The organism is Nostoc sp. JL31 (assembly GCF_017114965.1).
Lineage (GTDB): Bacteria > Cyanobacteriota > Cyanobacteriia > Cyanobacteriales > Nostocaceae > Nostoc > Nostoc punctiforme_A.
In genome coordinates this window covers 44,826-64,241 of sequence record NZ_JABXKO010000031.1, presented here as the reverse complement: position 1 = coordinate 64,241, position 19,416 = coordinate 44,826, and the positions used below count along the sequence as shown (strand labels likewise).

The window sequence follows — 19,416 nt, the reverse complement described above, 5'->3', positions numbered from 1 at the left end:
TAACTCTACTACGGCAGCCCTATCTCTTCATACTCTTTTTTTGGCGAAGGTATTGACTCAAATGAATTTTGCCGTTGGATACTTGTTTCAAGACCTTCAAAAACTGCATTTGTAATAAAACTAGTATCAGTATCTAAACACTGTCAACTAACAAAGGTAGGGCTATTGGAGACTGAACGCTATAAAAATCTCTCTGGCAGCTTGCTTTGTCGCCAACTCATTGCTTCTGGTCTGTCTGTTGGTGTTGCTACCTCCATTTGCCGTAAATTGGTTTCTTCAGGTTTGGTGATCGCTTCAGTATCAGGGTTCTCACAAGCCGCGATCGCTGACTCAACTGCAACGATTCATTTGACGGGTACAGTACCTCTAATTCTTGATATCTCTTCAAACACGGTTCTGGTTAAAGTTCCTCTCAATGGCTTAGATATCAATAACGCTATCATTAGTAGTCTTGCCATCCGCTCTAATTCAGCTGATGGTTACACAGTGATGGTGAAGTCAGTCAACAATGGTTTGCTGAAGCTGAATATTAATAATGTTGTTTATTCGGTTCCCTATACCTTTAGATATAACGGTGCATCAGCCATCAGTCTAAGCACAACTGAAATGGTTGTTGAGCATCAAAATTCTAAAAGCTCAGACGTTTTGGCCTGTGCTATCAGCACGGGTTGTTACCGATACTTGAGTATCAATGTCAATGGCTCAGATGCTAGTACTACGCCAACAGGGGTCTATACTGATACCCTCATCTTCGAGATTATAGATCATTAATGCCTCCACTTCTGAGGGCAGATGTTACCGAGTATCACCCAATTATCAGTGATATGATGTCCGGGCAATTAAGCATACTACCCGGAACCCCAAAGAGCCAAAGCGCAGCTTTAGCTCCCCTAAGAGCCGGCTCTTAGGGGTTGAGTTCTTTTATTATGGGTAATTTGGCAAAGATGATATGACAGCCATTGAGCAAGTGTAGATATAACTCTCTACGAGCAAGTTGTAAACAAACTTAGCGGCTCCAGAGAGTTACCGCAAAGCTCTGATAATTTTGTAGTTCCTCCGTTCAAATCCCGATGAAGCCTAGTGAGGTACTGATATTTGTCTTACCTGGCTGGGTACTTTAAGTAATAAAGGAGTTGACTTAATTCCATTATTGTCAAGAAACTTGTGTGAACTGTGTTCTAGCCAACCTAACATTTTTGTTTTTGGGGAGTGTTGTATTCCCGGCGCTTGCACTAGACTCAGTTCAGACCCAACCTCAACCCTCGAAATTCTTAGCCGAGGCGCAAGCCAAACAGCTAAATCCAGCAGTCAGCTTATCCAACTTACCAGCCTTAGCCCCAAATCAACCTAAACACTCAGCTTCACTTCTAGTAAAAGAACAAACTAAGCAGCCAGCCACAGCAGACAATTCAACTCCTCTACCAAACCCTGCTGATAATCAAACTGAGTTACCACCTCCAAGCACCAGGCAACTACAGCAGTCTAGTCCAGAACAGCCACAAACCCCAGTAAATAACAACACAGACAAGCTATTTGAAACAATTTTTGGTCAGCCCCAGACTCATGATAGTATCCCACGGGTTGTAGTTCCCTTTTTCATCAACGATCAAGAATCAGGTCAAGTTCTGGTTTTGCTTTCCCCCGGCAACATTGCCACAGTCCGCTTTCAAGCAACACCACTCTTCACACAAACAGCAAAAATTCTTCGCTCTGACATTCAACAAAAGCTGCAAGCAGCAGTAGACAGTGAAGGTAATCTCACGCTGGAGGTGCTGCGACAAAATGGTTTGGAAGCAACCTTTGACGATCGCCAGTTAGAGCTAAGAATTCAGGTTCCTCCAGTTCAACGCAAGACTAGCATTTATAATTTGCGAGAACAAGGACTGCCACCCGAAGCCGAAAATGCTCTGCGTCCTAGCGCTATGAGCGGCTACATCAATTTGCGGGGTGGGCAAGACTATCTGTGGTCAGGAACACAAGGTACGGCAACAGGAAGACAACCCCTGCAATTAAATTTAGAGGGAGCCTTGAACTGGAAGGGATGGGTGCTAGAGGGTAGTAGTACATTCAGTGAACGAACCGATCCTTTGTGGGTACGTGGCGATCTACGGCTTGTGCATGATGCTCCCGACCAAGCTTTGCGCTATGTGATTGGCGATCTCTCAGTTCCGATCTCTGGCTATCAAAGTAGTCGTCCTCTGCTAGGAGTTACAGTTGCTAGAAACTTTTCCTTGCAGCCCTATCGAGTTACCCGACCAATTAGCCAGTTTGAGTTTTTTCTAGAAACACCATCAAAAGTTGAAGTATTTATTAACGGGCTGCCAGTGCAAACACTACAGTTACCTGCTGGTCGGCAAGATATTCGCGATCTTCCTCTCAGTGGTGGCATCAACGACGTGCAACTTATTATCACTGATGCTGTGGGTCGAGTCCAGCGACTGGATTTCCCTGCTGCTGTTGCTGGAGAGTTGCTATCTACGGGTTTAAAACAGTTTGCTTATAGCTTCGGCTTCCCATCGCAAGCAAAAAACGGCGGCTACAGCTACTCTTGGGAGCGACCAGCACTCTATTTAGCTTATCGTCAGGGGTTGAGTAACACTCTCACAATGGGTGCCTACTTTCAAGGCGATCCAAAACAACAATTGCTAGGCTGGGAAGGAGCCTGGGCAACTTCTTACGGTAACTTGGGTTGGGATGCGGCCTTCAGCCATGCCAGCGACATCGGAACGGACTATGCTTTCAGATTGCGTTACGAATACCTGCAATCAGGACTAAAGAACTCCTCGCAACGAACGCTCAGACTTGCCTTAGAACATCAGGGCGATGGGTTCACTACCGCAGATGAATTAACTTCTCGTAAGAAATTTGGTTGGGATCTTTCCGCTAACTATAGCCAAAGACTTTTTGCGAACATCAACACTAACTTAGGTCTTGATTACCAGTTTGGTCGCTCAGATGTACTTGATACTTACGGAGCCTCACTAGGACTTTCTAAGGGTTTTGGCAATGGTCTAGGCGTCAACTTAAATTATAGCTATAGAAAAAACGACACAGGCAACGATGAACAAAGAGTTTTCCTCAATCTTTTTTACTCATTGCCTAGACAGCGGCAGTCTATTATTGCTTCAACCAATATCAACTCTACAGGTAGTCCTAGCAACCAAGTAACCTGGAACTACAATTCGCGTAAAACAATTGGTGGCATCAATGCTAGTGTCGGTGCATTGGTAGGCTCCAACAATTACGGCATTACCAGCCGATTGAATTACACAGGTTATCGCTTCACAACTAACCTCTCTCATGATTTAAATATTTTGGGAGAGAAGAATGAAAGTATTGGCAATCTAACTAAACTCACGTTTGGGACAGCCCTAGTTTTTGCGGATGGTCATTTTGGATGGTCGCGTCCTATTAGCAATAGCTTTGCTCTAGTTGTTCCTAATCAAAACTTGAGAGGTCAGATTATCGGCATTAATCCAAGTGGAGGCGGCTATACTGCTCGTGCTGATAGCCTTGGTCCGGCAGTTGTTCCCGATTTATCGTCCTACTATGTTTCCTCACTACGAATTGATGCGTCAGATTTGCCGCTAGGATACGATTTAGGTGGAGAAATTTACAACCTTTTACCTAGTTATAAAAGTGGCACTTTAATTCGGATCGGTACAGAAGCTACTGTTTTTCTCAGAGGCGTATTGCTAGACGCAAACGGAGAACCTGTTGCATTGCAAGCGGCTGAAGTAAGGTCACTCTCCGATCCAAATTGGCAGCCGGTTACTTTGTTTACTAACAAAGTGGGTAAGTTTGCCTTGGAAGGTTTTAAGCCCGGTAGGTACGAACTCCGCCTAAATAGCAATCAACAGAATGTCATCCACTTTGAGGTTCCTCCTAAACAAACTGGAATCTACGATATTGGCCCTCTTAAAATCCCTGTTCCTGTGAAATAGACTGATTTTTGATAATCTAACAAGAGAACATGGGGTATTGAATAAGACTCTAATTTCATCAAATTTGTTCGCGTGTATTTTACGAGAACAAAAACAGCTAAAATTCATGGCAATGTCTTCGCCAGTTTTACCTCGTTTCCAGCCGGAGGCTGGGAATGCAGATTCGTGCAGGGTTACAATGAAAGAGCATTGTCAGTTCTACCCGGAAACAAGATTTAACAAGATTTTAAAATGATCCAAAGATAAAAAAGACGGGTTGCAGCCCGTCTAAATAGCTTGAAAGTGCAAATACACCTTGTATAGTATTGAAAATAACACGGTTAATTTTCTTAGAGTTGCCAATTTGCCAAGTCAGAAAAAGAACAGTAGGTGTTGGTGTAGCCTCTGCAAGAGTTGCCCGTCGTAGATATCGCACTCCTGACACTCATAAGCAATTTTCAGTTATTCTCTGATCTGAAAACAGTAATAATCGCCCTAACAAGATATTGCTTTGTCTAAATCAGTCATAGTAGAAGTTACAGCTAGTGGATATACAAGCTCCTCTAATGTGTCATCACGACTGGTTTAGTTTGACATGAATTCAATCAGCAGCAACAATTAAGGTTTATAAACATCAAATATGAACGTTTTACTTCTATACCCCCGCTTTCCAAAAAGTTTCTGGTCTTTTGAAAAAACACTGGCTTTATTAGACCGTAAAGCAATGCTACCGCCTTTAGGCTTGGTAACTGTAGCAGCAATTTTACCGCAAGAATGGAATTTCAAGCTAGTAGATCGAAATGTTCGCGTCTGTACAGAAGCCGAATGGGCTTGGGCAGATTTGGTTATTATGTCGGCGATGATTGTGCAAAAAGAGGATTTGCTCTCTCAGATATTGGAAGCAAAGCAGAGAGGTAAGCGGGTTGCGGTGGGTGGGCCTTTCCCGACAGCGCTACCGAATGAAATGACATCCGCCGGAGCAGACTATTTGATATTAGACGAAGGGGAAATTACCCTACCCTTATTTGTAGCAGCGATCGCACGGGGCGATCGCACAGGCATTTTTCGTTCTGGTGGTGAAAAACCAGATGTCACCAACACTCCAACTCCTCGCTTTGACTTGCTAGAGTTTGAAGCTTATGCAGAGATGTCGGTGCAATTTTCCCGTGGATGCCCCTTTCAATGTGAATTTTGCGACATTATTGTGCTATACGGTCGCAAACCCCGCACCAAAAACCCAGAGCAACTTTTAGCAGAACTTGATTATCTCTACAAACTGGGTTGGCGACGCAGTATTTTTATGGTGGATGACAACTTCATCGGCAATAAGCGGAATGTCAAATTATTTCTGAAGTCCCTTCTCCCCTGGATGGTAGAACATAACTATCCCTTTTCCTTTGCCACAGAGGCTTCAGTTGATTTAGCCCAAGATCAAGAACTGATGGATTTGATGGTAGCGTGTAATTTCGGAGCCGTTTTTCTGGGAATTGAAACTCCAGACGAAGAAAGTCTTACTTTCACTCAGAAATACCAGAATACGCGAGACTCACTCAGTGACGCGGTGAATAAAATTACCCGCTCAGGGTTACGAGTCATGGCAGGGTTTATCATTGGGTTTGATGGCGAGAAAGTAGGAGCCGGCGCACGAATTGTCAAGTTTGTCGAGCAAACAGCAATTCCCACAGCCTTATTTAGTATGCTGCAAGCGCTTCCAGATACAGCCCTCTGGCATAGATTAGAAAAGGAAGGACGACTCCGTAATAAATCTGCCAACATCAACCAAACCACGTTGATGAACTTTGTCCCAACTCGGCCCTTAGAAGACATCGCTCGTGAATATGTGCAGGCTTTCTGTGATTTGTATGAGCCAGAGCGATTTTTGGAGCGTACATACAAACACTTCCGGCTTTTGGGCGAAGCAACCTACCCGAAAAAGGGTAAAGCTGCCAAGAAACCATTGAACTGGAAAGTACTACGAGCGTTTCTGATTATTTGCTGGCGGCAGGGTGTACGTCGTCAGACGCGCTGGCAATTCTGGCGCAACTTGTGGAGCATGTATCGACATAATCCAGGTGGGGTAAGTAGCTATTTAGCTGTTTGTGCCCAAATTGAGCATTTCTTGGAATATCGCCAAATTGTCCGAGATGAAATTGAGGCGCAAGTGGCTGAATTTCTGGCAGCAGAAGCTAGGGTAAAATCGCAAGCAGAAGTGATGGAAGTATTAACTCATAGTACTTAGAGCAAGGGTTTAAGACTTCCACTGAATGCCTCTTTCAGCCTTCCCAATCACACCAGGAGATAATCATTAGACATCTCCAGAAATTAAATATGCGTTAACCAGAACCCTTGTAGAGACGTAGCACTGCTACGTCTCTACATTCTTTTTCGGAGATGTCTATTATCTCTTAGTGTGGATTGAATGATCAAACTATGACACCTCTAGTTATCATATCCAGAGGAATGAGACTGAGGTTAAAGCATTATGTACATCCCAAATGCTTTTCGAGAAGATGACATTGAAAAACTTGTTGCCTTCATGCGTGCAAACAGTTTTGCCACATTGGTGTCTATTCTCAATTGCCAGACTAAAAACCCGCAGTTTCTAGCCGTGGGGAGAGGTCAAGCGAACCTAGAGTATTGTCTAATCAGCTTTGGACATCATACATAACTATATACTTCGCAAACCAATAGTTTGCAATACTTAATATTAGTGAAGCTAATAATTAGTTTTTCATGAGATTGTGATTGCCAACACATCTTTTTTTGTAGCGATCGTGTAGGCTCATATCTGCTGGGTAAAATTACTAAATAAATTTATGGTAATTCGAGCGCCAAGCAGCAGCATCCTTAATTCTGCTGTGCTTTTAAACTTGCTTACAATTCGGTTATTTGATTTTTGAGCAATTATTAAATAACTGAACGATAAGCTTGGTTGCTAGAGAGCATTCCATGATTACATTCAGTGTGTAGCAAGGGGTGAATGCCTGAATGACTGACACGAATACCTCAAAGTTTTATGGGGAAAAGATTTTGTCGATATGCTATCCGAGTATTTTTGGGACTTATATCAGCGATTTAAACCCTAATGCTGTCATCTTGTCATCAGTCAATTGCCATGTAGGCATCTAGATTTGATCGAGATGTGTCAGGCATTTGAGCAGTTAGGAATTAGCCAAACTATCGTAGCGGCAGTTAAATCATGACTGACGTAGCTATATACAAATCAGCGATACCAACCATAGAGCTACTGCTAAGGCAATTTTAAGAAAAGAAAAAAGCATGAGTACAACACGCAAAATTCGTTTAGGTGCATTCATTCAAGCTACCGGACACCATGTCTCTGCTTGGCGACATCCCGATACACAAGCAGATGCTGGACTGAATTTTGAGCATTATAAAGAAATTACCCAAACTGCTGAACGCGGCTTATTCGATGCAGTTTTCTTGGCAGATAGTCCAGGAGTCTGGGGCGGCGCTCCAGAAACTCAGCATCGCAATGGTAAAATTGCCCATTTTGAGCCTGTCACCCTCTTCTCGGCCTTATCCTCTGTAACCCAAAACATCGGCTTCATTTCCACCGCTTCGACCACTTATGAAGAACCCTACACCCTGGCACGTAAGTTTGCTTCCCTAGACTACTTGAGTAAAGGCCGGGCCGGGTGGAACGTAGTTACAACAGGCAATGAGAATGCTGCACTTAATTTCGGACTTGAGCATCATCCAGAACACAGCCAGCGTTATGAACGCGCTGAAGAGTTTGTGGAAGTGGTGAAAGGTCTATGGGATAGTTGGGAAGACGATGCTTTCATCCGTGACAAAGAATCTGGTGTCTATTTCGACCCTGATAAACTGCATACATTGAACCACAAGGGTAAATATTTTTCTGTAAAAGGCCCTTTAAACGTTGGTCGTCCGCCGCAAGGTTATCCGGTGATTGTTCAGGCTGGAGCCTCCGAATCAGGACGCGACTTGGCTGCACAGACTGCCGAAGTGATTTTCACGGCCAATCAAACCCTAGCTGATGCCCAAGAATTTTATGCTGATGTCAAAGGTAGGCTAGCACAATATGGGCGATCGCCAGACGATCTAAAAATTATGCCTGGTGCTTTCCCAATCATTGGCCGTACTGAATCAGAAGCTCAAGAGAAGTACGAATTTCTGCAATCGTTAATCCATCCCGATGTCGCTTGGGGGATTTTAAATAACTATTACAAGGGTGTGGATTTGTCGAAATATTCTTTAGATGATGTGGCTCCCGAACTACCCAGCGACACCAACACTAACAAAAGTCGTCTCAAACTAGTCAAAGATTTAGCGACTCGTGGCAGTCTTACGCTGCGTCAGTTGTATCTCTCTCTTGCTACTGCACGAGGTCATCGCACCATACTTGGTACTCCCGAAACCATTGCTGACCAACTAGAAGAATGGTTCAACAACGGTGCAGCAGATGGCTTTAATATCATGCCGCCAATCCTTCCCACAGGATTAGATGAATTCGTTAACCTAGTCGTTCCCGTCCTCCAAAAACGCGGACTCTTCCGTACTGAATACGAAGGCAGTACTTTGCGCGAAAATCTGGGATTGCGTCGTCCGACGAATCGTTTTGTCGCTAAACAACTAGATGAAAGATTGGTGTTGGCGTAAATGACTTTTCATATCTGCACTGTGTTTATAGTGCTGTAGGATAAATGAATTTTTCACGGATGCTTAAGCCATACCTTTTAAAGCGTACCTTCTGTAGATCGCCGCCTTACAGAAAATCGTAGAGAGACGCGATTGTGGAGTGGAGAGTGGAGACGCGATAAATCGCCGTCTCTACAAGAAATGTATTTGTCAATAGCAGCATTGGATGCTGAAAAACTTTGTAATTTTTGTGCCGTAGGTAAGGAAAAAAACATGACTGAATATAGCCGATTGAAGACCTCACGCTCTGCTGCAATCAGAGCAACCCTTGATTATCCAGTAATCGACACCGACGTTCATACCAATGATTTCACGCCAGCTTTTGAGGATTACATCGCTAAGTACGGCGGTGTGAAACTTGTAGATGAGTTACGCAAGACTGAAGCCTCCCGTCTTAACTCTAAGAGCAACGGTAAAGACTGGTATCAACAAACTCCTGAAGAACGTCAATATAACCGCACAATCCGATCGCCTTGGTGGGCTAGAGTTACTAAAAACACATTGGATCTCGCTACTTACACCCTTCCCGGATTGCTCTATGAGCGTCAGGCGGAACAAGGATCGGACTATTCGGTGCTGTTTCCCAACAATGTTTTGGCACCGGCTGGAGCGAGTGCAGAGAATCGTCAAGCACTGCAACGCGCGGTCAATCACTATCATGCTGATATCTACCGGAAATATAGCGATCGCCTGACACCGGTAGCTGGTATTCCCTTAACTACTCCCCAAGAAGGCATTGAGGAGCTAGAGTTTGCAGTAAAAACACTTGGTTTAAAAGTGATTAATATCACTGGCGGGGTGAAACGGCCGATTAAAGCGATCGCTGATAAATATCCAGCCGATAAATTCCCCGAAATCGCCAAGTATGCTTCTTATATCGACTTCTACGGACTAGATAGTGAATACGACTACGATCCTTTCTGGGCAAAGGTCGTGGAACTGGGCGTACCTGTCACCACCCATTACGGCAGTCAGGGTTGGACTGGCCGCTCTTCCATCAGTAATTACATGAACAACCATATCGGTCACTTCGCCGATGGTTCGGAAGCATTTGCGAAGGCGTTGTTCTTCGGCGGTGTTACTAAGCGTTTTCCACAGTTGCGTGTAGCGATGCTGGAAGGTGGTGCAGATTGGGGTGCGCGTGTCTACATTCATTTGGTAGATCGGTTCTCGAAGCGCAATATCAAGGCACTGGAAAACTACAATCCAGCGTTGACAAATGCCGATGAGTTGTTTGAAATATTTGAGCGCTACGGTGCAGAAGTTACTCAAGGGCATTCCCTCGATAAGGATGAATTGACCAAGACTGTACTAGGAGCTTCATTCAGCCGTCATAGCCGTGCGCCAATTGGTAGCGAATTGGATGATTTTGCAGCAGCAGGCATTGAAACAATTGAAGACATCCGCGATCGCTGGGTGAACAGTTTCTTCTTTGGTTCCGAGTCCGACGATCGCACGATCGCTACGGCATTCAACGACAAAGCCAATCCCTTGGGAGTCAAAATCAACGCCATCTATTCCTCCGATGTTGGTCACTGGGATGTGCCAGACTTAACTTCCCCCTTGGCTGAAAGCTGGGATCTCGTACAAGAAGGCGTTATTTCCGAAGCCGACTTCAAATCCTATGTATTCGCTAATCCCTACAAGTTTTACACCCAAGCTAACCCCGATTTCTTCAAGGGTACAGCGATCGAATCCAAGGTGAATAACACCGAATTTAAACAAGTGGACAAGAGCCTAGTAGTGGCATAAAGAGTGCTGAGTTTCGAGTGCTGAGTACTTCTTAATTCACTCAGGACTTAGCACTGAGTAGTGTAAAAGGCGAGATGAGGGAGCAGAAGAGAAGTCGCAGTAATGTTTTTCTCCTCTGCACCTCGGTCACTGAGCGTAGCCGAAGTGCTGCCTCTTATACCCAATCCCCAAATCAAATTAGGAGTCAACAATGCCTGTCGAACAACGCTCTCACGACACCAACAATGGTTCCTTGCCTTATCTTTTCTCGCCTGTTTCTGACAATGCCAAGCAACCTGCACCCTTAGTAATTTTTCTGCACGGAGGACGCGATCGCGGGACGGATTTGAATGTGCTACTGAAATGGGGTCTACCTCGTTTCGTGGATTTATCCAACTCGTTACCTTATATCTTTGCTGCACCCCAAATTCCGGCTGAACAGACTTGGGCAGATCGAGCAGATGATGTGCTTACTTTGCTTGATGAACTGATTGTTTCTCAGCCTGTCGATCCAGCGCGGGTGATATTGGCTGGATTCAGCTTAGGCTCGGCGGGTATCTGGCATATCGCTGCTTTACATCCCGATCGCTTCGCAGGTTTAGTACCTGTTTCTGGACGTGTACCAAAAACATTAGCAGAAAGCGAACTAGCTGCACTCAAAGACATTCCCGTTCAGATATTCCAAGGTGGACAGGACAAAAATCTGCCGATTGAGGATACAGAGAATTTTGTTGAGCGCTTACGCAAAGTCGGGGGGAAAGTTGATTTGACAGTGCTACCGGAAGGCGATCATTTTATTGCAGATGAAGTATACGGCGATCCGAAGTTACAACAATGGCTAATTTCCCAGAACCGTCGTGAAATTTCTGTAGTCGCTTGAAGTAAAATGTTCAAAAACTAACTTGCAATATTCTGTGAGGTAGGCAGCGTCCTGCCTGCCTAACATAACAATATATTAATATCTTCTAGAATCATGAACATAATGCTTCTTCTCAAGTCAAAACCGAACTTTTTCGGCAAAATTCAGTTGACTTATGTCAGATTCTCGCAAAGAAATCAGAATTTGTTTTATCGGTGAATCCTTTGTCAATGGCACAGGCGATCCAGAGTTTTTGGGTTGGACAGGTAGAGTGTGCCGCAATGCTGAGTTAAGAGGATACGCTATCACCCATTACAACTTGGGGGTGCGGGCAGAGACAAGTCGGTATCTCAAACAACGTTGGTACTCAGAAGTCTCCTATCGTCTCCCCAGAGAATCCGATGGTCGAGTAGTGTTTTCTTTTGGGGCAAACGATTCAGGATGGGCGGGTAAACAGCAAGGAATCGAACTTTCTGAATCGATCGCAAATGCTCGCACTATCTTAAGCCAAGCAAAGCAACTCTATCCGATCTTGATGGTTAGTCCGCCACCTTGTGGTGATGTCGATCAAGAAAAAAGAAATCAAATTCTTGCAAATCTCTCAGAGGAATTCGCATTGGTTTGCGATCAACTAGATGTTCCGTATCTCGATGTGTTTTCTAGTTTGGTGAAGTCACCAATCTGGCTAGCAGAAGCAAAAGCTAATGATGGCGCTCACCCAAAAGCAGATGGTTATGCAGAATTTGCTGCGATCGTCCAAAACTGGGAAGGTTGGTTAAATTGGTTCACGCCTTAAAAATACCGACTATCCTATTGGCTAATTATGGCTTAGTCGATGTGTCAGGGTTTTAGTTTTGCGTTAGCGTACCCCTCCGGGGAAGCAAGCTACGCGTAGCGTCTCGTAGAGAATCGGGGCGGAACGCACGTCGCATTCTATTTAAAAATTTTCACATTTTCTCAATCAACAACATTTTTATGACCTTATCAACTACTAATCTCGGTAAAACTGGATTGACCGTTTCGCGTCTTTGTCTCGGCACTATGACCTTTGGTTTGCAGACCGACGAAGAAACTTCCAGGCAGATCCTCGACACCGCCGCCGATGGTGGTATCAACTTTTTAGATACAGCCGACGTTTATCCCCTCGGCGGCGGGCTTGCTACTGCTGGACGCACTGAAGAAATCGTTGGGCGCTGGCTGAAAGGCAAACGCGAACATTTTATCTTAGCTACCAAGTGCGTTGGTCGAGTTGGTCCTGCACCTTGGGATCAAGGGGCTTCCCGGAAACATATTTTGGATGCGATCGATGCTTCCCTGCGACGCTTGGGAACCGATTATATCGACCTGTATCAGTTGCACTCCGACGATGCTTCAACTCCCCTTGATGAGACTTTGGAAGCGCTCGATGCAGTGGTTCGTGCTGGCAAAGTGCGCTACATCGGGGTTTCCAACTTCTTAGCCTACCGACTAGCCCGCGCCTTGGGTCGTGCTGAGACGCGCAATTTAACCAAGTTCATCTCAATTCAGCCCCGTTACAACCTGTTATTCCGCGAAATTGAGCGAGAACTATTGCCCCTGGCGAAAGAAGAAGGATTGGGTGTAATTTCCTACAATCCTTTGGCAGGTGGTCTACTTACAGGTAAACACAATTTTACTCAAGGCCCCACATCAGGTACGCGTTTCACGCTAGGTGCTGCCGCAGAACGTTATCAAGAGCGTTACTGGCGCGATCGCGAGTTCAATACTGTCGAAGATTTACGCACAGTAGCGGATCTCGCTGGATTTTCTCTCACCACTCTAGCAGTGGCTTGGGTTTTGTCTAATCCCATTATCACTGCCCCCATCATTGGCGCTAGCCGTCCAGAACAACTTGCTGACAACCTCAAGGCGCTAGAACTAAAACTTGACGACAATTTGAAACAAAAGTTAGACGACCTAACCGCCGAATACCGGAGGGGAGATTCTCTTCGTTAGTTTCTATTGATAAAAAATGATTTTCATGATTATGAATTACGTTAGCGCAGCACTAGCGATGTAGGAGCATCATTACGAATTGGTATTAGAGGTTTGCAAACCGGAACTTTCATGACAAAAAAGACCAGACAATCCAAATCCTTTCAACGTGCTCCTGATGCACCAGATTTGCCATCAACTCCATTCAGGTTCATTTGCTATTTTGTTAACCAGTTTCGCTGGTGGTATGTGTTAATGGTGATCCTGGAGGTAATACACGCAACCTGTGGCATCATGCTGCCTTATGCTATTGGTGAGATCATTCGGGGCGTGACGCGATCGACGGGCGACAGTAAGCCCATTTTTGATGCCATGAAGCAACCCTTGATGTTGTTCATCGGCTTGAGTGTGGGTGAAGTGGTATTTGGGCGCTCGGCTGGACTCTTGCAGACGATTCTCCATCCCATCCACCGACAGCACATTGTGCGATCGCTATATGCCTACTTACAACACCATTCACATCGCTACCTGAGCAGCAGTTTTTCCGGGGCATTGGCACATCGGATTAGCGAAACTTCTCTGGGTGTTACCCAGACAATGCAAATGATGATTACTGAATTTATGCCAGTAATTGTTGTGTATTCCGTCGCCACGACGATACTGTATCGCGCCTATCCTCCACTAGCTGCACTCGTGGGAATATGGGCAGTTCTCTTCATCAGTATTTCGTTCTGGCTGGCAACTCGCTGCCGATTTTACTCCCGGAAAGCCGCAGCCGCCAGAAGTGAGACAACTGGGATCATCGTAGATACAGTCACAAATCTCACTAGTAGCCGACTATTTGCTCGCTTTGGTTTTGAACGACGCTATTTGAATGAGCAATTAAGGCACGAACTCAAACACGTGAGAGAGTCCAACTGGTACTCGGAGCGCATTCGCTGGTTTCAGTTCATCTCAGCAGCCATTCTGAAAATCAGCACCCTGTATTACTCGCTCTCTCTTTGGAGTCAAGGAAAGATCGCCACTGCTGACTTTGTTGTAGCAACTAGCTTATCACTGTTGATCATCAGTGAAGCCCGGAATTTGAGCCGCCGCTTTCTGGAATTTTTTGAACATGTGGGGAATGTCGCCAATGGTGTTTTCACCATCGTTCAACCGCACGAGTTGGTTGATCGCGAGAAAGCGATCGCTCACTCAATCACCCAAGGTAAGATTGAGTTTCGGCGGGTGAATTTCAACTACACAGATGAGAAGAAAGTTTTCAACAACCTTTCTGTCACCATCCAAGCGGGACAGCGTGTCGGATTGGTGGGCTTATCTGGCTCTGGAAAATCCACCTTTGTCAATCTGATTCTGCGTTTGTTCGACCCACAATCTGGACAGATTATCATTGATGGGGTCGATATTCGAGACATGACTCAGGATGCGCTACACGCTCAGATCAGCTTAATTCCCCAAGATCCGTCTCTGTTTCATCGCACTTTGCTAGAAAATATTCGTTATGGTCGCTTGGATGCAACCGATGAAGAAGTAATAGAGGCTTCGCGAAAGGCTCATGCTCACGATTTCATCGTCCAAAGCAAGGATGGTTATAATTCTCTGGTGGGCGAACGTGGTGTCAAGTTGTCTGGAGGGCAGAGACAGCGCATTGTAATCGCGCGGGTAATCCTCAAAGATGCGCCGATCCTGATTTTAGATGAAGCCACCTCTAGCCTCGATTCAATTACCGAAAAAGCAATCCAGGATACCCTCGACTTAGCAATGAATGGGAAAACGGTCATCGTGGTAGCTCATCGATTATCTACCATCGTCCATTTAGACCGGATTTTGGTGTTCGACAAAGGTCGGATTATCGAAGATGGTTCCCACGCCAAACTGCTGGCACTCGGCGGCGCTTACTACAGATTATGGAAAATGCAAGCAGGTGGATTTCTACCGGAAAATCTGGACGAGATTCGCACTGGCACAGATAACATCGAAGAGGAAATGATCGCTTGACATTTGCCGCTACTTGAGGTTTATTTGCAAATTCAATTCAAGAATTGTCCGGCAAAGAGTCCAGAAAACTAAAGTAATGTAATTGAAGTAGGGTGTGTTATCGCATAGCGTAACGCACCCTACGTATATTTAAAAAATTAAATATGAGTTCTATATCATAAGTGCTGCATCGATCGCTACTATTGTTATTCTCTACATCCTCAAAATCGGCTTGAATGTCTATTGTAAGTATACCGATGCAGGTGACGGGGGAACTTTTCCACCAGGGAAATAAAATACAGATGCGATCGCTTCCTTAAGAGGAGCAACGCGAAAAAGTGAGATTATCGTGAAATGAGCAGGGGAGCAAAGAGAAATTTTGAGTAATTTTTACGACTGGTATAGGCATCAATACACTTATTTATTTCTCTCCCCATCTCAAAACCCCAAAACGCGATCGCTTTATAATTGAATTACTGTCTTAGTCACAGCCTCAGTTGAGAGTAAGAAAGACAAATTCTAAACATACAGTATTTTGCATCTAAATGAAGTACATTCTTACCCCCCTTAATCCCCCCTTTACAAGGGGGGAAAAATCTAGTTCCCTCCCCTTGGAAAGGGGAGGGTTAGGGAGGGGTATTTTTGTACTTCATTAAATTGCAATCTAATCTGCTCTATATTTGCAATAAAAGAGGTCTAAAAATGAAAAGTGAACAGGAACGCGAACAATTAATTAAAGAGATTAACATCCTGTTAAATCAAGCTTATGATAGTACTTTAGATGAGATTTACGCACTACTTCAAACAATCGAAGAAGAAGAAGAAGAAGAAGATTTAAAGGCCTACGATAAAGCGAAAAAAGAAGCTGATATTGATAATTCATTGTCATGGGAAGAAGCTAAAAAAGAACTAAAAACAGGAATCCAAAAGGAAGTTGCGTGAGTTATAAAGTTGAAATACTGAGGGGTGCATTGAAGCAACTTAAAAAAATACCGTCAGAACTTCAAGAACGTATACAAATTAAAATTGATGATTTAGCTACAGAACCACGTCCGAATGGGGTCAAAAAGCTAAAAGGGAAAGAAAATGCTTACAGAATTAGAATAGGTGACTATCGCGTTATCTATGATATTTTCGACGATCTTCTAGTGGTGAATGTTGTGGAAGTCGGACATCGTAAAAATATTTATAAAGATGAAAGTTGAGAAGCAAGAAAAACTTAGAGCGATCGCACCTCCACAAAACCCAATCGCACCTCCCCACAAACCCAAAACGCGTAGATGCAACGCGGCTTGTCGTTAGACATCGCACCTCCACAAACCAAACAAGCAAACGCGATCGCCCTTACCCACAAAACCCAAAATGCGATTGATTACTCCTCACTATTGATTATTGTCTCCTTTAATTCCTCCACTGTTGTCCCTAATATCTTCGTTACTTCCCTCAATAAATCCTCATCCTGAGTAGTTTGATAAAAACAGGCAAGATTATGCAACGAAATACCCAAACCATGCTCGTCATTAAACTCAGTTGTAATTACCAAATCTTGTAGGTAATTGGCTTTTGCTTCCTCTAACTCTCCTAATTCTTCTGCTACTTTCCCAAGCTGATAGTAAGTGCTAGCACTGGAATAGCGATCGCCAAATTCGATTTCGATTTCCAGGGTTTGTTGATAATAATCCTGTGCCTGGTGGAACTCTCGCATATTCAGAGAGACATTACCTAAATAAAACAAGGAATTGGCGACAGCAGGACGATTTTTCTGCTCTTTGGCAATATCTAAAGCTTGTTGATGATAGCTGTTTGCACTTTCAAACTGTCGTTGCTGCTGATAGCTTTTACCTAACTGATTGATAACTTCGATTTCTAAGGAATAATCAGGAAATTTCTTGGTAATTTCGCAAGCTTTTTCTAAATACTCTCTAGCTTGGATTGGTTTGTGCTGACTTAAATATGCTTTGCCCAATTCATTTAAAATATTACAGCAATTGCGGTGATTTTCTGGGCTGGGTATTTCTCCAGTTGGGTTATATTCCATCAACAAGCTATGTAATAAATCGATACGTTCTTGTTGTTCTGGTGTTGGTAAGCGATCTATATTGGTGTCTGTATTCAGAGTATTGGCAATTGCCCTATCTCTAGTCAATTCTGTGGTTTTAAAGCGAAATAAACCTGATTTCCAAGCCCAAAAATCAGGTGCAAATTTTGCTAACCGCGAAATTGCATAATCTGGCAAGATAAATAAAAGCGGATGAGGTACGGTTTTTCGATAAGAATCGCGGACGAAGTTTAAATCCTGTAAAACTGGGGGATAATCTCCAAAAACACCAATCGATTTTTCTAAATTCCGAATTAATAAAACAAGTTTTTTATTTGTTTCTTTAGTAATTTTGGCTAATTGCTCCACCAATTCATCCCGCAGAAATCGTAAATTCCCATCAGGAAAATCTAAAACAACAAATTGGATTTCTTGGCATTGAGGATTCTGTTGTAATCCAGCAATTAATAGGTCTATATCAGGTGTAAAGTTAATTTCAATAAACTTGGCGCGGACAGCATCAATTTTCGCTAATTACTGCTGTAAGTCAACCTGGTAGAGAAACAGAAAGTGCGATCGCAATCAGCTGAGAAAGATTAAATTTACGTTAACAGTGCTGTTGTTTTTTGAAGAGTGACAACAGCAAACACACCATTCCCATTACTATCAACGACACTGAAGAAGCAGATTCTGGGACAGGCTGAGGGTTTTGCACAGGCTGATAATTGATGAAATTTCCTTGAATTGGACTGAGTGATGCCAAAAGTTGCTCAATATCGCTAGATATATCAGTATCATTACCAACACTTTTAGAAGAGATGAGGCGGTTAAACGTTTGGCTACTCGATTCATCAAAATCTCCTGTGAACCCAAGAAAATTTTGACCTATTTTACCTATAAGAGAGTCAATCAGATTGTTAACATCAGTTTTTATCCCTAATGGGGATAACTTTAAACTGCTGAGATTATTGACGTTTCCAATCTTTGTGTTATCAGTATTCGCTAACCAATTACCATTACCAATAATTTCATTTCCACTGGTAAAAACCCAGTTACCATTACCAATAATTGTGTTATTAGTACCAAAATCCCAATTGCCGTTTCCAATGGTTGCGTTGTCACTGCCGAAGTGCCAATTTCCATTACCTAGTGTTGCATTATTACTGCCGTTGTCCCAATCCCAGTTGCCATTACCAAGGGTTGTGTTACTCTTTCCAAATAGCCAATTGCCATTACCGATAGTTGCATTGTCATTATTAAAGTTCCAGTTACCATTACCAATGGTTGCACTGTTACTGCCATTATCCGAGTTAAAATTACCAATAGTCGCGTTATTACTACCAAAGTTCTTATTACCTTTCCCAACCGGTGCGTTGCTCTGATTAAAGGTTTGGCTACCTGAATTAGATGTATTGCCAGTGTTACTAAAAGGTATATTGTTACCAAGAACTTCTTTCAACGGATCGAAAGGCGATTGTTGAAGCAGACTTCCAGCACCTGCGATCGGATTGCTGTTACCTGCAAAGGGATTGGTAGACCCACCTATAATAGGATTACTGTCACCTGCAAACGGATTGGTAGTCCCACCTGCAATCGGATTACTGTTACCTGCAAAAGGGTTGTTAGCGCCACCTGGAATGGGAAAACCACTGCCTGCAAACGGGTTACTACCTCCTGCTAATGTGTTATCAATACCCTTGAAATAGTTATCACCCAGAACTAACTTTAATCGCTCAAAGATTAATTTCTGAAGCCCACTGCCACCATCACCTGCAAACGGGTTAATACCGCCACCTGGAATCGGATTGCTACCGTTACCTAATAACAGATTGCTACCACCCATCAACAGGCTGTCCTTAGCAGCAGACAAACTGTTATTGGCAGCAAAGGAATTACCGTTATATAGATTGCTAGCGCCACCTGCATTTAAGTGATTAACTCCACCATTAATGGGATTGACAGCAGACGCTTCCATTGGCACTAATTCTCCTATTTTTAGTTAAAAAATTATGGAGTCTTCAGTACTTCTTATACCAATTATGAATTTGCTAAATCCAAAATATTTCTAAAATAAAGGCTTTAATAATCTTACCGTCAAACTAACAGAAGATATTGCCTAAACCTTTACCTGAGAAGAGTTTCGGGCGTAAAATAGCAAACTAGTACAATAAGGCAGAAGACACATCAGCGATAATACACGCTTTTCTGGTTTATCGAATAATATGTTTATTTGTGCCAAGCTGTACTAGCAT

15 protein-coding genes are annotated in these 19,416 nt (G+C 43.7%); 13 read left to right on the top strand and 2 right to left on the bottom strand.

The window, feature by feature from the left end:
- The first annotated feature begins 165 nt into the window (after window positions 1-165).
- The 13 genes from HWQ43_RS05820 to HWQ43_RS05760 all read left to right on the top strand — a co-directional run bounded on the left by HWQ43_RS05820 (window position 166) and on the right by HWQ43_RS05760 (window position 16,498).
- The gene (locus HWQ43_RS05820) at window positions 166-771 is read left to right on the top strand and encodes a hypothetical protein (protein ID WP_292731168.1); all 606 of its coding nucleotides are present in this window, start codon (window positions 166-168) and stop codon (window positions 769-771) included.
- Window positions 772-1,166: 395 nt separating this feature from the next.
- Entirely contained in the window at window positions 1,167-3,944 is a 2,778-nt protein-coding gene (locus HWQ43_RS05815) for a fimbria/pilus outer membrane usher protein (protein ID WP_292731166.1), read from the top strand.
- Between the two features lie 619 nt (window positions 3,945-4,563).
- Window positions 4,564-6,162 carry a B12-binding domain-containing radical SAM protein gene (locus HWQ43_RS05810; protein WP_292731164.1) on the top strand — a complete coding sequence of 533 codons (1,599 nt, stop codon included), beginning with the start codon at window positions 4,564-4,566 and terminating at the stop codon, window positions 6,160-6,162.
- Window positions 6,163-6,405: 243 nt separating this feature from the next.
- The gene (locus HWQ43_RS05805; protein WP_292731162.1) at window positions 6,406-6,591 is read left to right on the top strand and encodes an FMN-binding negative transcriptional regulator; all 186 of its coding nucleotides are present in this window, start codon (window positions 6,406-6,408) and stop codon (window positions 6,589-6,591) included.
- A gap of 611 nt (window positions 6,592-7,202) precedes the next feature.
- Entirely contained in the window at window positions 7,203-8,567 is a 1,365-nt protein-coding gene (locus HWQ43_RS05800) for an LLM class flavin-dependent oxidoreductase (RefSeq protein ID WP_292731161.1), read from the top strand.
- Between the two features lie 252 nt (window positions 8,568-8,819).
- Window positions 8,820-10,358, top strand: a complete 1,539-nt coding sequence (locus HWQ43_RS05795) for an amidohydrolase family protein (RefSeq protein WP_292731159.1) — start codon at window positions 8,820-8,822, stop codon at window positions 10,356-10,358.
- 190 nt (window positions 10,359-10,548) lie between these two features.
- A complete protein-coding gene (locus HWQ43_RS05790) occupies window positions 10,549-11,217 on the top strand; it encodes a dienelactone hydrolase family protein (RefSeq protein WP_292731157.1) in 669 nt (222 codons plus the stop codon).
- Window positions 11,218-11,371: 154 nt separating this feature from the next.
- Complete coding sequence (locus HWQ43_RS05785) at window positions 11,372-11,992, top strand: GDSL-type esterase/lipase family protein (protein ID WP_292731155.1); 621 nt, start codon at window positions 11,372-11,374, stop codon at window positions 11,990-11,992.
- 179 nt (window positions 11,993-12,171) lie between these two features.
- Entirely contained in the window at window positions 12,172-13,170 is a 999-nt protein-coding gene (locus tag HWQ43_RS05780; protein ID WP_292731153.1) for an aldo/keto reductase, read from the top strand.
- Window positions 13,171-13,281: 111 nt separating this feature from the next.
- Window positions 13,282-15,147 carry an ABC transporter ATP-binding protein gene (locus HWQ43_RS05775; RefSeq protein ID WP_292731151.1) on the top strand — a complete coding sequence of 622 codons (1,866 nt, stop codon included), beginning with the start codon at window positions 13,282-13,284 and terminating at the stop codon, window positions 15,145-15,147.
- 681 nt (window positions 15,148-15,828) lie between these two features.
- Window positions 15,829-16,068 (top strand): hypothetical protein, encoded by a 240-nt coding sequence (locus HWQ43_RS05770; protein ID WP_292731149.1) that lies wholly within the window; start codon window positions 15,829-15,831, stop codon window positions 16,066-16,068.
- The gene (locus HWQ43_RS05765) at window positions 16,065-16,331 is read left to right on the top strand and encodes a type II toxin-antitoxin system RelE/ParE family toxin (RefSeq protein ID WP_292731147.1); all 267 of its coding nucleotides are present in this window, start codon (window positions 16,065-16,067) and stop codon (window positions 16,329-16,331) included. Before HWQ43_RS05770 ends, HWQ43_RS05765 begins: the two co-directional genes overlap by 4 nt.
- Entirely contained in the window at window positions 16,328-16,498 is a 171-nt protein-coding gene (locus tag HWQ43_RS05760) for a hypothetical protein (RefSeq protein WP_292731145.1), read from the top strand. Before HWQ43_RS05765 ends, HWQ43_RS05760 begins: the two co-directional genes overlap by 4 nt.
- Here the strand turns inward: HWQ43_RS05760 and HWQ43_RS05755 are convergent, their stop codons facing one another.
- Both HWQ43_RS05755 and HWQ43_RS05750 read right to left on the bottom strand, forming a co-directional pair.
- Window positions 16,499-17,533, bottom strand: a complete 1,035-nt coding sequence (locus HWQ43_RS05755; RefSeq protein ID WP_292731143.1) for a tetratricopeptide repeat protein — start codon at window positions 17,531-17,533, stop codon at window positions 16,499-16,501. It lies immediately after the preceding gene.
- A gap of 238 nt (window positions 17,534-17,771) precedes the next feature.
- A complete protein-coding gene (locus tag HWQ43_RS05750; protein WP_292731141.1) occupies window positions 17,772-19,139 on the bottom strand; it encodes a hypothetical protein in 1,368 nt (455 codons plus the stop codon).
- Window positions 19,140-19,416: the final 277 nt, after the last annotated feature.

What these genes read in the sequence shown, in the direction of transcription:
- HWQ43_RS05790 (WP_292731157.1), top strand. Translation starts at nt 10,549, where the DNA reads ATGCCTGTCGAACAACGCTCTCACGACACCAACAATGGTTCCTTGCCT.
- HWQ43_RS05750 (WP_292731141.1), bottom strand. Translation starts at nt 19,139, where the DNA reads ATGGAAGCGTCTGCTGTCAATCCCATTAATGGTGGAGTTAATCACTTA.
- HWQ43_RS05810 (WP_292731164.1), top strand. Translation starts at nt 4,564, where the DNA reads ATGAACGTTTTACTTCTATACCCCCGCTTTCCAAAAAGTTTCTGGTCT.
- HWQ43_RS05785 (WP_292731155.1), top strand. Translation starts at nt 11,372, where the DNA reads ATGTCAGATTCTCGCAAAGAAATCAGAATTTGTTTTATCGGTGAATCC.
- HWQ43_RS05775 (WP_292731151.1), top strand. Translation starts at nt 13,282, where the DNA reads ATGACAAAAAAGACCAGACAATCCAAATCCTTTCAACGTGCTCCTGAT.
- HWQ43_RS05800 (WP_292731161.1), top strand. Translation starts at nt 7,203, where the DNA reads ATGAGTACAACACGCAAAATTCGTTTAGGTGCATTCATTCAAGCTACC.
- HWQ43_RS05795 (WP_292731159.1), top strand. Translation starts at nt 8,820, where the DNA reads ATGACTGAATATAGCCGATTGAAGACCTCACGCTCTGCTGCAATCAGA.
- HWQ43_RS05805 (WP_292731162.1), top strand. Translation starts at nt 6,406, where the DNA reads ATGTACATCCCAAATGCTTTTCGAGAAGATGACATTGAAAAACTTGTT.
- HWQ43_RS05770 (WP_292731149.1), top strand. Translation starts at nt 15,829, where the DNA reads ATGAAAAGTGAACAGGAACGCGAACAATTAATTAAAGAGATTAACATC.
- HWQ43_RS05780 (WP_292731153.1), top strand. Translation starts at nt 12,172, where the DNA reads ATGACCTTATCAACTACTAATCTCGGTAAAACTGGATTGACCGTTTCG.